This window comes from Curvibacter sp. GW821-FHT01G03 (assembly GCF_059422285.1).
In genome coordinates this window covers 344,967-358,438 of sequence record NZ_JBWKWP010000002.1, presented here as the reverse complement: position 1 = coordinate 358,438, position 13,472 = coordinate 344,967, and the positions used below count along the sequence as shown (strand labels likewise).

The 13,472-nt window shown below is 69.0% G+C and carries 7 protein-coding genes; 4 read left to right on the top strand and 3 right to left on the bottom strand.

The window, feature by feature from the left end; translation table 11 throughout:
- Window positions 1-131 precede the first annotated feature (131 nt).
- The gene (locus AC07VS_RS03785) at window positions 132-2,147 is read left to right on the top strand and encodes a choice-of-anchor A family protein (RefSeq protein ID WP_494750245.1); all 2,016 of its coding nucleotides are present in this window, start codon (window positions 132-134) and stop codon (window positions 2,145-2,147) included.
- Here AC07VS_RS03785 and AC07VS_RS03780 read toward each other — a convergent pair.
- The 3 genes from AC07VS_RS03780 to imuA are packed head-to-tail and all read right to left on the bottom strand — an operon-like array spanning window position 2,086 to window position 7,311.
- Window positions 2,086-5,253, bottom strand: coding sequence for an error-prone DNA polymerase (locus AC07VS_RS03780; RefSeq protein WP_494750244.1), 3,168 nt, complete (start codon window positions 5,251-5,253; stop codon window positions 2,086-2,088). The two genes, AC07VS_RS03785 and AC07VS_RS03780, sit on opposite strands and share 62 nt — an antisense overlap.
- Window positions 5,250-6,548 carry a Y-family DNA polymerase gene (locus AC07VS_RS03775; protein WP_492346928.1) on the bottom strand — a complete coding sequence of 433 codons (1,299 nt, stop codon included), beginning with the start codon at window positions 6,546-6,548 and terminating at the stop codon, window positions 5,250-5,252. Before AC07VS_RS03775 ends, AC07VS_RS03780 begins: the two co-directional genes overlap by 4 nt.
- The gene (imuA, locus tag AC07VS_RS03770; RefSeq protein WP_494750243.1) at window positions 6,529-7,311 is read right to left on the bottom strand and encodes a translesion DNA synthesis-associated protein ImuA; all 783 of its coding nucleotides are present in this window, start codon (window positions 7,309-7,311) and stop codon (window positions 6,529-6,531) included. The genes AC07VS_RS03775 and imuA overlap by 20 nt, the downstream gene beginning before the upstream one ends.
- Before the next feature lie 222 nt (window positions 7,312-7,533).
- Here imuA and AC07VS_RS03765 point away from each other — a divergent pair, with 222 nt between their 5' ends.
- The 3 genes from AC07VS_RS03765 to AC07VS_RS03755 all read left to right on the top strand — a co-directional run bounded on the left by AC07VS_RS03765 (window position 7,534) and on the right by AC07VS_RS03755 (window position 13,461).
- Window positions 7,534-10,017 (top strand): beta strand repeat-containing protein, encoded by a 2,484-nt coding sequence (locus tag AC07VS_RS03765; protein WP_494656418.1) that lies wholly within the window; start codon window positions 7,534-7,536, stop codon window positions 10,015-10,017.
- Window positions 10,014-10,697 (top strand): NUDIX domain-containing protein, encoded by a 684-nt coding sequence (locus AC07VS_RS03760; RefSeq protein ID WP_494750242.1) that lies wholly within the window; start codon window positions 10,014-10,016, stop codon window positions 10,695-10,697. Before AC07VS_RS03765 ends, AC07VS_RS03760 begins: the two co-directional genes overlap by 4 nt.
- A 127-nt stretch (window positions 10,698-10,824) precedes the next feature.
- Window positions 10,825-13,461 (top strand): bifunctional diguanylate cyclase/phosphodiesterase, encoded by a 2,637-nt coding sequence (locus AC07VS_RS03755; RefSeq protein WP_494750241.1) that lies wholly within the window; start codon window positions 10,825-10,827, stop codon window positions 13,459-13,461.
- Window positions 13,462-13,472: the final 11 nt, after the last annotated feature.

Genomic DNA, 13,472 nt, shown 5'->3' with positions numbered 1-13,472 from the left:
CAGCAGGGCTGCCGGCCCCTGTCCAAAGCACCTGCTGACAAGCCTTGCATCGCGGCAAACCGCCTGCTTATTTGCAACAAAAGCCGTTCGCGTCAGCGACGGAAGATGGTGCAAATGAACGCTGTTCCGCCATGACTTCTGCCCTTTTCCACCCTGGCTTCCGGATCTTGCTCAGCCTGAGCGCCCTGCTCGGCACGTCTTCTCACGCTGGCAGCGGCCTGGGTGTCGAAACCGGCCCTTGTCTGGGCCCCGACTGCCCCAGCCGCTACCAGCCGCCAGCGGCCTGCCGGAAGCTGGGGGCCGAAGGTCGTGACCAGGCCTGGTCGCTGGTGGTCGGTGGCAACTTCCAGGTGCTGAAGGGCAGTGAAACCGAGGGCCGCGTGTTCGTGGCCGGCAATCTGGTGCTGCGCACCCAGGCTTACTACAACCTGGTGCAAGTGGGCGCCGGGGCCTGCGTGGTACCGCCGGACGCGGATCAGGCCAGCAGCCCCCCGCACCTGGTGGTGGGCGGGCAGATCCAGCCCGTGGCGGCCAGCGCCATCCTGGCCGTGGGTCAGCCCAATCTGCGCTCCAACGTCATCGTTGGCGGCTCTAGTGTGGGGGCGGGTCAGGTGCAGGCGCGCGGCGGCGTGCGCTACCAGACGCCCCCACCCGCAGCGCCGGTGGACTTCATCCGCCTGGCCCAGCGCAGCGCCCATTGGGCCACCCTGCCCCCCACCGGCACGGTGCATGGGCAGCATCCGATGGTGCTTCAGGGCGACGGGCAGTCGGCTCTGCAGGTGTTTCATCTGCGGGCCGACCTGCCCAGCGGAGGCCTGCGCCTGAAAGACATCCCGGCGGGCGCCACGGTGCTGATCAACCACCTGGGCACCCAGACCGTCAGCCTGCAGTACTACGACATGAGCGACACCGCGGGTCGCGGCGGCTTTCAGTTCGACACCGAACTCACCCGGCGCATGCTGTGGAACTTTCCTGCGGCCAGCCTGGTGAAACTGGGCGGTGGGGCTCAATGGCAGGGCAGCGTGCTGGTGGCGCAAGGCGCGCTGTACAACGCCTTGCCCGGTCTGAACGGACGGGTGCTGGTGGCAGGCGACCTGACCCAGGATGGCCAGGGCAGCGAATTCCACAACTACGATTTCCAGGGCGACCTGCCCGACCCACCGACCGACGAACAGAACACAACAGATCCAGGCCCGGAAACCCCGACCGAGAGCCCCCCCGAGACACCGACAGAAGCGCCCCCTGAAGAACCGCCCCCGGGGCCGATGCAGGCCGCCCTGAGCATCCAGGTGCGCTACGACGGCGATGCGCTCAAAATCCTGCAAGCGCCGCAACTCCAGATCCAAAGCCAGTGCGATCGTTCGGGCACCCAGTCGGTCAGCTTCACGCCGCCCGCGGTGGGCTGGATCGAAGGTCTGCAGGCCCAGGAGTCGTGCCTGCTGGTGGCCCGAATGGCGCACGCCGCCCAACTGCCACGGGGCTGGCAATTGCGGCAGCCCCCAAGCGGCCAGTGGGTGGGCGACAACCCCAGGGTGATCGCCCCCGACACCAACCCGGTCGAGCTGCTGCTGCCCATCCGACCGGTGCTGAGCGCCACCCTGCGGGTGCAGCCCCGTTACCTGGGCGACAGCCGCGCCATCCAGACCCCTCCCCGCATCGAGTTGAACTTGCGTTGCAGTCACTCCGGCCTGCAGGTGTTGCTCGTGCAAGCCCCTCAGGTCAGTCAAAGTGCGCTGCTGCAGGACGGCGAGACCTGCGAGGTGCTGGCGCAGCAGATCAGCGCGGCCGTGCTCGCACCCGAGCACACCTTGAGCCTGCCTGACACCGGCTGGTGGAGCCCGGGCAGCACGCTGGTGGCCGGTGACACGCCCGACCTCATCCCGCTGGACATCCGCATCCTGGGGCCGGCCCCCAACAATGGCCCCCAGCCGCCCACGGAGGACAGGCCATCCACCTTGAACAGCATCCCGCTGCTCGGCCCTTGGGGCTTGCTGGGCCTGGCCTGTGGTCTGGGTTTGCTGGGCGGTGGCAGTTGGGCCGCCCCCCTCATCGCTCGGCGCCAGCGCCGCACGACCGGCGACAAGGTCAGTGAAAGTCGCGACTGCGTGGGCGCATCGTCCCCAGGGTCTGGTCCAGCATCGCATTGAGGTTGTGCAGGCGACGCGCCACCAGGTGGCAGACATCGCCCTCGCGCTGCCACAGCCCGTCCACCGCCATCAGGCGCGAGCCCAGCAAGGCCTCGCGTTGCTCGGCCACCACCGGGGCCCACACGATCACGTTGACCACACCCGTCTCGTCTTCGAGCGTGACAAACACCGTGCCCTTGGCCGTGCCCGGGCGTTGGCGCACCGTGACCAGGCCGCAGGCCTGCACGCGCCGTCGCCCAGGCACCGCCTGCAACTGCTCGGCACTGAAGATGTGGCGCCGTGCCAGTTCGGAGCGCAGCAAGGCCAGCGGATGACGCCCCAGGCTCAAACCCAGGGCCTGGTAGTCCAGGGCCAGGGCTTCGGCCTCGCTGGCCACGGGCAGGGCCAGCGGGGCTTCATGCACCGGCGCGTGCTGCAACAGGCGGGGCGCGCGGTGCAACGCAGCGCTCTGCCACACCTGCTGGCGGCGGTGCCCGGCCAGGCCCTCCAGGGCATTGGCGGCCGCCAGCGCGGCCAGGTCGCCCGCGTCCAGCCCGGCCTCACGGGCCAGGCGCTCCACGCTCAGGGGCTGGCCGCGGCGGCGCAACTGCAGCACACGCCGGGCGGCGGCCTCGCTCAGGCCCTTGACCTGCTGCAGGCCCAAGCGCACCGCGGGCTGGTGCGCCCCAGCCCAGCCTGGGGGCTCCAGGGTGCTCAGCCAGTCGCTGTGCAATACATCCACCGGCCGCACCTCCACACCATGGCGGCGTGCGTCCTGCACCAATTGAGAGGGGCCATAAAAGCCCATGGGCTGCGAGTTCAGCAAGGCGGCCAGAAAACAGGCCGGCTCGTGACACTTGATCCAGGCGCTGGCATAGGCCAGCAAGGCAAAGCTGGCCGCATGGCTTTCCGGAAAGCCGTACTCACCAAAACCCTCCATCTGCTTGAAGATCGCTTCGGCAAACTCGGGCGTGTAGCCACGCACACGCATGCCCTCGAACAGGCGCTCACGCAGGTGGCCGATGCCGCCCTTGCGCTTCCAGGCCGCCATGCTGCGGCGCAGGTGGTCGGCCTCCTCGGCGCTGAAACCGGCCGCGATCATGGCGATCTGCATGACCTGCTCCTGGAAGATGGGCACGCCCTTGGTGCGGCTCAAAGCCACCTCCAGGCCAGGCGGACAAACTTCAGGCTCCAGGCCCTGGCGCCGGCGCAGGTAGGGATGCACCATGCCGCCCTGAATGGGCCCGGGCCGCACGATGGCCACCTGCACCACCAGGTCATAGAACTCACGCGGCCTCAACCTGGGCAACATGCTTTGCTGGGCCCGCGACTCGACCTGGAACACCCCCACCGTGTCGGCCCGGCACAGCATGTCGTAGGTGGGCCCGTCTTCGCCGGGCACATCGGCCAGGCCGAAGGGCCGGCCATGCCACTGCCCCATGAACTGAAAGCTGCGCTGCAACGCGCTGAGCATGCCCAGGGCCAGCACATCGACCTTGAGCAGGCCCACGTCGTCGATGTCGTCCTTGTCCCACTCGATGCAGGTGCGCCCCGCCATGCGGGCATGCACCACGGGCACGGTGGCATCCAGGCGCTCGCCACTCAGCACAAAGCCGCCCGGGTGCTGCGACAGGTGGCGCGGAAAGCCCAGCACCTGCTGCGTCAAGGCCAGCCAGCGCTGCAACAAAGCGGCGTCCAGGGGCAACCCCAGGCTCTGCAAACGCGGCTCCAGGTCGGCCGGCGCATCCCACCACTGCTGGTGGCGCGCCAGCACCTCCACCACCGCCGCGGGCACCCCCAAGGCAAAGCCCACATCTCGGATGGCGCTGCGCGCTCGGTAACAGATCACCACCGCCACCAGAGCAGCATGCCCCCGACCATACTTGCCGTACAGGTACTGGATGACCTCTTCTCGGCGCTGGTGCTCGAAGTCGACATCGATGTCGGGGGGCTCCTTGCGGGCGCGGCTGATGAAACGCTCGAACAACAGGCTGTGGCGGCTCGGATCGATCTCGGTGATGCCCAGGCAGAAGCACACCGCCGAATTGGCGGCCGAGCCCCGGCCCTGGCACAGGATGTGGCGCTGACGGGCAAAGCACACCACATCGTGCACGGTGAGGAAGTACTTCTCATAGCCCAGCTCGTTGATCAAGGCCAGTTCGTGCGCCAGTTGAGCCCGCACCGCCTCGGGCGCCCCCTGGGGGTAGCGGCGCCGCACCCCAGCCTCGACCGCCTGGCGCAGGTGCTGGGCCGGGCTCAGGCCGGTTGGTACCAGGGCCGGCGGGTATTCGTAACGCAGCTCATCCAGGCTGAAGCGGCAGCGGGCGGCCACGCGCACGCTCTCGGCCAGCAGCTCGGGCGGAAACAAGCTGGCCAGGCGCAGCCGGGAGCGCAGATGCGCCTCGGCATTGGCCTGCAGTTCCAGGCCGCACTCGGCCACCGGGCGACGCAGGCGGATCGCGCTGAGCACGTCGTGCAGCGGCTTGTCCGAACGCCGGTGCAGGTGCACATCGCCCACCGCCACCAGGGGCAGGCCGCAGGCGTGGCCCACGGCCTGCAGGGCCTCCAGCCAGCGGGCATCGTCCATGCGCAGCCAGCGGCGCACGGCCAGCCAGGCCCGCCCCGGAAAGCTGGCCGCCAACCCCTGGGCCACCTGGGCCAGAGCCTCGGTCTCAGGGGGCTGATCACGATCGGGGCTCCACAAGGCCAGGCAATCGGCCAGCCGCGCCGGGCTGGCCTGCAGATCGGCCCAGCCCAGCTGGTATTCGCCCTTGGGCTGGCCCGCCCGCACCTGGGTGATCAACTGGCACAGCTGGCCATAACCGCGTCGGTTGCAGGCCAGCAGCACCAGTTGCCCGCCCGGATCACCCAGCGCCGGCTCGGGCGGCAGGCCAAACTGGGCCCCGATGATCAGCTTGAAACCCAGGCGCTTGGCCTCGCCATGGGCGCGCACGACGCCGGCCACCGAGCACTCGTCGGTCAGGGCCAATGCCTCGTAGTCCAGGGCTTGGGCGCGCGCCACCAAGTCTTGCGGCCAGGCCGCGCCGCGCAGAAAACTGAAGTTCGACACGCATTGCAGCTCGGCATAGGCCGGCAGGGGCGAGGCAGGGTGTGCGGGCGGGGTCATCCGAACACCCCGTGCAGAAACCAGCGCGTCGGGCTGCCCTGGTGAGCGTTCAAGGGGCGCACGCGAAACACCCACAGCAAGCCGGCCCGGGCACTGCGGGCAATGAAGTAGTCGCGCAGGGTCAGGTCGGGGTCGGTCGCGCCGGGCCCATCCCACCAGCCGGCCTCCAGCCGTTCAGGGCCGGCCAACAGGGTCAGCGGGCCGCCATACTGCGGACGCTCGCCGACCAGGCGCAGCGGCTCGGGTTCGGGCAGCAACCAGGGGGGCTGCCAGGCGGTGGCGGGCGCTGGCCGAATCGTGGCCGGAGAGGCCGGCCGCTCGATGGCGGGCTGCCAGTGCTGCATGTGCTGAGGCCGGTGGTCGGCCTGCAATCGGCCCGCCAGCACCCGCCCTGGGCCCAGGCGCGCGCTCAGCCGCTCCAGGCAGATCGGCAGGGGCTCGCCCCCGGCCAGGTCCTGGGGCAACAGGCTGGCACTGTCGGGCCCCCAGTGCTGCACCCCCAGCGCCTGCAGGCTCAGGGCCTGCACCGGCGCGGCCAGCGTGAGCCGGGCCAGGTGTTCAGCCAGCAGGCGCTCCAGGTGGGCCACTTCACGCGTGGCTTGGGCCGTGTGCACCACCAGCTCAGCCCCCGGCTCGCACCCCCGGCGCGGGTCATGCCGCCAGGCCAGACGCACCCCGGTCACGCCGCTGTGGCGTGCCGCCAGCCACACGGCCAGAGCCTGCAGCAACTGGCGCGCCCCCCACATCAGGCCTGCCGCCTGCTCCACCAGACTGGGGCAGGCCAGATGCTGCTCGAACTGCTCGGGCAGCACCTGCCAGTCAAACACCTCGGGCCGTTGACCGTGGGCGCGGTCCAGGGCGCCGGACAGATCGGCCCCGAAACGGCGCGCCAGGCCGGCGCGGGGCAAGGCCCGCACCTGGCCCAGGGTCTGGCACCCCAGCTGCTGGAGCAGCTCGGCATGCTGCGCCACCTCGGGCAGCGCCTGCAATGGCAAGGCATCCAGCGCGGCCGCCAGCCGGGCCGCATGACAGCGGCGCAGGCGCCGTTGCCCAGGGGGCAGCGAACGCGCCAGGGCCAGGGCTGCCCAGGCCGTGGGGGCCACACCGATGCGCTGCACGCCCAGGGCACCGGCCTCGGCCATCAGACGGCGCAGCAAGGCCGGCGCCCCCCCGAACAGGCGCAGGCTGGCCTGCACCTCCAGCACCACGGCGCCCTGCAGCCGGGCCACGCGCGGCGTGTAGCCCAGGGCCCACCACGCCAGCGCCGGTCCGGGCTCAGCCAAGGGGTCGGGCAAGAGCGCGATCCACCACATGGCGATCCGGTTTGAAAGGGTTGGGGGATGGGGCCACCGGGGTCTGCGAAGGTGTGTGCGGTGGCGGGTGCTGTGGCGAAGAGGCCGGCCCGGCCCGCAAGGGCGAAGGCCGGGCCGCAGGCAACAGCAAGGCCTGCTCGAGCACCCGGCCACGCCGCTTGAGCACCTGCACCTCCAGTGCGTCGGTCGGGCCGGCGCGCAGGCCCAGGCGCAGCGGTGCGGGCGAGGCCTGCTGCCGAGCCACCCAGGGGCGCAAGGCCCACAGGCCAGGCGGGCAGGCCTGGCGCCCGGCCTGGGCCGCCAGCTGCAGGCGCCGCAGGCCCTGCGACAGGCCTGATGACAGGCCCTGTGGCAGCCAGACCAGCAAGGCTGCCAGCGCCTGACAACGCAGGGCCTGCTCGGCGGCCCACAGGCGCTCGGCCGGACTGCTCGCCTGCACCCAGATCAGGGAGCTCAGCGCCAGCCCCTGCCAGGCCAGCGCCGGCAAATGCGGCACCAGCGGCGGCCCCACCAGCACCACCGAGCCTTGCTGAGACAGCCGCGCCAGGCTGGGGGCCAGCAAGCGCCACTCACGCCAGCCCGCCTCGGGCTGCAGCACCTCCGTGAGCTGGCCGCAGGGCCAGCCCCCGCCAGGCAGTTCGGCATCCAGCGCGGCAAAACCGCTGGGGCACACCGGTGCTGCGCTGCGCCCCAGGTCGCTGGCGCGCCAAAGGCTGGGAATCGCATCCAGAAGAAGGGCTGACATGGTGAATCGAGGGGGTGACGTGACTTTGAACTGTTTATTTATACAGTATTTTAACCATCACACGGCAACAGCACAGTCCACCCAGGGGTCTCTGGGTTCGGGTATCGCGGCCCACCGTGACCAAGCCCACACCTGAGGCCCTTGCGGCGGTGTTTCGGCGTGTTACAAACAGTGGGTGATAGACCTCAGACCGACGTCCCATCAACCGAACAAGACAGAAGCATGAACAAGACGACACGCGCCATCAGCCTCCTGGGCCTCATGTGGAGTTCCCTGGCCCTGGTGGCTTGCGGAGGGGGGGGTGGCGGCGGCAGCACCAGCACGCCCATGGTGGACAGCTATGGCGTCACCCAGTCCAGCAGCTTTGATGGGGGCGTGACCAGCGCCGCCGGCATCAACGGGGCCGCCGCCGATGGCACCGTGCTGGCCAATGCGCCCGTCACCATCACCGACAGCGCCGGCCACAGCGTGAGTGCCACCACCAACAGCAACGGCATCTACCATGCCCGCATCGACGGCTTTGTGCCCCCCATGGTCGGGGTGGTGACCAAGCCGGATGGCTCACGCTGGTTTGCCCCCGGCACCACCGCCCCGGTGGCGCGCAGCTTCATCGTGCTGAACCTGACCGGCCTGACCGACAAGCTGGCCTCGGACGTGGTGAGCGCCGCCGGCCAGTCGGGCTCGTCGCGCCTCACCCCGACCCTGCTGGCCGCCAACAGCACCGCGTTGGCCCAGGCCAAGGCCAACCTGAACAGCAACCTCGGCAGCCAGATCACCGCCGCCGGGCTGAGCACCAGCACCTTCGACCCGGTCAGCACCTTGCTGACCAACACCAACACCGGCTACGACCAGTTGCTCAACGGCCTGGCCATCAGCAACACCGCCACCACCCCGACGGTGATCGGTACCCGCTACAGCCTGGGCGGCAGCATCAGCGGCCTGGGCTCGGCCACGGGCCTGAGCCTGAAAAACGGCAACGACACGGTGTTTGTGAGTGCAGGCGCCGCCAACTTCGCCTTCAGCCGCCTGATCGCCCCCGGGGCCAACTACAGCGTGAGCGTGGCCAGCCAGCCCAGCGGCCTGAGCTGCAGCGTGAACAACGGCAGCGGCACCATGGGCGCAGCCGCCCTGACCAATGTGGCCGTGGTGTGCGGCACCAGCGTGGCCAGCCTGGGTGGCAGTGTCAGCGGCCTGGGCACCGCCAGCGGCCTGGTGCTGGCCAATGGCAGCCAGACCGTGAGCGTGCCGGCCAATGCCAGCAGCTTCACCTTCCCCAGCAACCTGACCCTGGGTGCCAGCTACTGGGTGACCGTGCAGACCCAGCCCAATGGCGCCACCTGCGCCGTCAACAACGGAGGTGGCACCGTCACCAGCGTCGCCCCCATCACCTCGGTGCAGGTGCAGTGCGTGCTCAACACCTACCCCTTGAGCGGCAGCGTGAGCGGCCTGAGCACCAGCGGGCTGGTGTTGGGCATCACGGCACAAAGCGTCAACGTGCCAGCCAATGCGGTGAGCTGGAGCTTTCCGGCGGGCGTGGCCGTGGGCGTCAATTACAACGTGGTGGTTCGGGCGCAGCCCGTGGGCGCCACCTGCTCGGTGGCCAATGGCAGCGGCACCATGGGAGCCAGCGCGGTCAACTCGGTGACCGTCAGCTGCAGCAGCGCCAGCTACAGCCTGGGTGGCAGCATCAGCGGCCTCACGGGCAGCGGCCTGGTGTTGAGCGCCCTGGGCCAGAGCCTCACCGTGGCCGCCAACGCCACCCAGTTCACCTTCGCCACGCCCGTGGCCGCAGGCACCGCCTACAACGTGCAGGTGCAGACCCAGCCCTCGGGCCAGACCTGCAGCGTGAGCAACGGCAGCGGCAGCATCACCGGCAGCGCTGTGAGCAACGTCCAGATCAGCTGCAGCAGCAGCGCCACCACCCTGGGTGGCAGCGTCAGCGGCCTCACGGGCAGTGGCCTGGTGGTGGCCAGCAATGGCCAGACCCTGCCGATCCCCGTGCCTGCCACGGGCACCAGCACCACCTTCATCTTCCCGCAGGCACTGGCCTACGGTACGCCCTACGACGTGACAGTGCCCACCCAGCCCACCAACCAGTACTGCAGCGTGGGCAATGGCAAGGGCACCATGGCCGGCTTGAACGTGAGCAATGTGCAACTCAATTGCGGCCCTGGCTCGTTTGCCCTCAGCGGCACGGCCAATGGTCTGCTGGGCCCCCTGACCCTGGTGGTCAGCAGCACCGGAGACACCGCCGCACTGACCGTGGCCAAGCCCGGCTTCAGCTTTGCCACGCTGATCCCGGTAGGCACGCGCTACCGGGTTTATTCGCAGTTCCCGGCCCTGCGCGCCTACGCCTGCAACGCGGCGGACGGCACCCTGCCGCCGGGCGGGGTGTCGCTGGTGTTGAGCTGCTTCACCCAATACGCTCACACGCTGACCGTCAGCGGACTGGCCAGCGGCACCTCGCTGGGCCTGAGCATGACCTTCAGCTACCCCACGGGCAGCTCGCCCGACCAGAGTGACACCATGACCCAGACCTTCACGGCCTCGAACGGCACCCTCACCTACTACCTGCCAGTGGGGGCCAGCTACAGCTACGGCATCACGGCCCAGCCAGCCTCGGGCAGTTGCGCCATCAGTCCGACCGGCACTGGCAGCGGCAGCCAGACCACCAACGGCAGCGCGGTGAAGTTCAGCTGCCAATGAACTCCCCCGACAAGCGCACCGACAGCAGCACCGACAGCGGACCGCCCGGTGTGCGCCTGCTCGGCACCCAGGAGCTGGCCAACGACTGGACTCGGCTGAGCAAGACCCGATTTGAGCTGCAGACCCGCGACGGCCGCACCCTGAACACCGCCCGCGAGGTCTACCACCTGGGCGACGGGGCCTCGGTGCTGCTGTACAACCGGGCCCAGGCCACGGTGCTGCTGACGCGCCAGTTCCGCCTGCCGGTGTGGCTCAAAGAAGGGGGCGAAGGACAGTTGATCGAGACCTGCGCCGGCCTGATCGACCCGGCCGACAGCCCCGAGTCGTGCGCCCGCCGCGAAATCGAAGAGGAGATGGGGCTGCGTGTGGAACACCTGCAGCCGGTGTTCCAGGCCTACATGAGCCCGGGCTCGGTGAGCCAGCGGCTGCATCTGTTCTGCGCCGAATACACGCCCGGCAGCGCCGCCACCCAGGGCGGCCTGGCCGAGGAGGGCGAAGACATCGAGGTGCTGGAAATGCCCCTGCAAGAAGCCCTGGACAGGGTCTATGACGGCCGAATCCAGGACGGCAAGACCATCATGCTGCTGCTGCATGCGGCCCTGACAGGCCTTGATGGGCTGATCCAGCGCAGACCGGAGGAGAAAAGCCTGGGTTCACCTCTTGTTAAAAGTTGTGACTGACGTATCGTCTCCAACCAGCCGCCCACCTTGAACCGACCCCAGCCCCCTCAACCCGCCCACCCTCGTCTTGCGCCTGATGCTTGAACGGATCTTCAGCCCAGCTTTCAGCCCCGCGCCCTGGCGCAGCATGGCACTGATGATTCTGCTGGTGCTGGGCTTCACCGGTCTCTACACCTGGACCACCTGGCAGCAGGTCAGCAATAGCCTGATCGCTGAGCTGAGCACGGTGACGGAGCTCGGCGAAAAATCAACCGATCATTACTTTCAACTGCTGCATGTCAGCCTGAGCGGGCTGGCCGAGGAACTGCAAGAGTCCCCCACCCCCGAGGGCCAGTACGATCTGGAACGGGTCCGCCGTTACAGTCGCCGGCACCCCGAACTGCTGGACGTGAGCCTGATCCGCCAGGACGGGCAGATGCTGCTCTCGACCCAGGCCGATGCGGGCACCGTCATGCCCTCGCTGGCCACGCGGGACACCTTCATGGAAGCACGCGCCGCCATGATCCGAGGGCAGAACTTTGTGTTCGGACGCCCTGCCCTGGGCACCCTGACACAGCGCTGGATGATCCCGCTGCGCCATGCGCTGCGCGATCGTCAAGGCCGCCTGCAGGCCATGGTGACAGCCTACCTGCCGGCCGAACTGCTGCAGACCTTCTGGCAGAACGCCCCCATCGTGAAGCGGGCCTCGATCGGCATCCTGGGTGATGACGGCTACCTGCGCAGCCGCTACCCCAACCCGGCCAGCGCGAGCATGCAGCAGATCTACGGCCAGCAGCGCCGGGGCGCCCTGTTCCGCGAGCTGCAGGCCCGCCATTTCCCAGCCCAGGGCACGCTGCAGGGCCGCAATGAGATCGGAGGCCAGGACAACCTCAATGTCTACCGCCGCATGAGCCACTACCCGGCCACCCTGTTCGTGACCCTGCCCATGCAGGAGATGCGGGCCGTGTGGTGGAGCAACATGCAGGTGCCCTATTTCCTGATCAGCCTGCTGCTGGTCGGGCTGTTGCTGGTGCAGCGCAGCGCGCAACGCCGCCGGCACGAACTGCTGCGCCAGCAGGAGATGATGCAGCAGGCCAGGGCCCGGCTGGCGGCCATCGTGGAAAGCTCGGACGACGCCATCATCAGCCATGACCTGGATGGACGCCTCGCGTCCTGGAACCCCGGGGCCAGCCGACTGCTGGGCTACACCGAGGCCGAGGCCCTGGGCCAGTCCAGCCAGATCATCGTGCCGCAGGAGCGCCAACTTGAGGAACGCCAGATCCTGGAGCGGGTGCGCCAGGGTGAGCGCGCCGAGCGCATCGAAACGCAGCGTCTGCACCGGGACGGCACGCGCCTGGACATCGAGCTCACGCTGTCACCGCTGACCGACGAAGGCGGCCGCATCACCGGGGTCTCGAACATCATGCGCGACATCTCCGAGCGCAAATCGGCCGAGCAGGCCATCCATGTTCTGGCCTATTTCGACCCCCTGACCGGCCTGCCCAACCGGCGCCAGTTCATGGACCGCCTGAGCCAGACCCTGAGCCAGGCGCAGAGCGGGTTCCAGGTGGGCGCCCTGCTGTTCATCGACCTGGACCACTTCAAGGACGTGAACGATGCCCGTGGCCACGCCGTGGGCGATGCCGTGCTGTGCCATGCCGCGGCCGTGCTGGTGAGCCTGCTGCGCGAAGGCCACCTGGTGGCACGGCTGGGGGGGGACGAGTTCGTGGTGCTGGCCCCGATCCTGAGCAACACCCTGACCGCCGGTGCCAGCGAGGCCATGGCCTTGGCCGAGCGCATCCGCCAGCGGCTGGCTCAGCCCTTCGAGCTGGAGCAGCAGCGCTACAGCCTGGGCGCCAGCATCGGCGTGTCCCTGTTCCCCTTCGGTCAGCAGACCCCGGCCGACCTGCTGCGCGAGGCCGACACCGCCATGTACCGCGCCAAGGGTGCCGGGCGCAACCGCATCGCGTTTTTCGAGACCAGCATGCAGGCCGACATCGAGCAACGCCTGGCGCTCGAGAACGACCTGGAAAAAGCCCTGGCCCAGCAACAGATGGTGGTCTACCTGCAACCCCAGTTCGACGCCCGTGGCCAGATCGATGGGGCCGAATTGCTGCTGCGCTGGCAGCACCCCGAGCGCGGCCTGGTGCCGCCCGACCGCTTCATTGCTGCCGCCGAAAAGTCGGGCCAGATCATCGCCCTGGGTGACTGGGTGCTGCAGCAGGCCTGCGAACTGCTGGTGTTGCTGCAGGCGCGCGGCCACGACATCCCGCTGTCGATCAACGTGAGCCCGCGCCAGTTCCGCCAGCCCGACTTGGTGGGCCGGGTGAAAGAGGTGCTGCAACGCACCGGCGCCCCTGCGCACAGCCTGATCTTCGAGGTGACCGAAGGCCTGCTGATCGACGACTTCGAGGAGACCGTGGCCCGCATGCTGGCCCTGGCCCAACTCGGCATCCGCTTCTCGATCGACGACTTTGGCACCGGCTACTCCAGCCTGGCCTACCTCAAGCGCCTGCCGCTGTATGAGTTGAAGATCGACCGCAGCTTTGTCAAGGACACGCCGGAAGACCCCAATGACACGGCCATCGTGCGCATGATCCTGTCCATGGCCAAGCACCTGGGCCTGCGTGTGGTGGCCGAAGGCGTGGAAACCGCCGAGCAGGCCGACTTTCTGCGCCAAAGCCACTGCGACGCCTTGCAGGGCTACCTGTTCGCCCGCCCCGCCCCGGCCTGGCAGTGGCTGGCGGAGCAGGAGCGGCCCATCAAAGACAAGTCACCGGGTTGATGACCGCGTGG

Bases quoted from the DNA above. Each gene is read 5' to 3' on its own strand.
- AC07VS_RS03760 (WP_494750242.1), top strand. From the start codon at position 10,014: ATGAACTCCCCCGACAAGCGCACCGACAGCAGCACCGACAGCGGACCG.
- AC07VS_RS03755 (WP_494750241.1), top strand. From the start codon at position 10,825: ATGGCACTGATGATTCTGCTGGTGCTGGGCTTCACCGGTCTCTACACC.
- AC07VS_RS03785 (WP_494750245.1), top strand. From the start codon at position 132: ATGACTTCTGCCCTTTTCCACCCTGGCTTCCGGATCTTGCTCAGCCTG.
- imuA (WP_494750243.1), bottom strand. From the start codon at position 7,311: ATGTCAGCCCTTCTTCTGGATGCGATTCCCAGCCTTTGGCGCGCCAGC.
- AC07VS_RS03780 (WP_494750244.1), bottom strand. From the start codon at position 5,253: ATGACCCCGCCCGCACACCCTGCCTCGCCCCTGCCGGCCTATGCCGAG.
- AC07VS_RS03765 (WP_494656418.1), top strand. From the start codon at position 7,534: ATGAACAAGACGACACGCGCCATCAGCCTCCTGGGCCTCATGTGGAGT.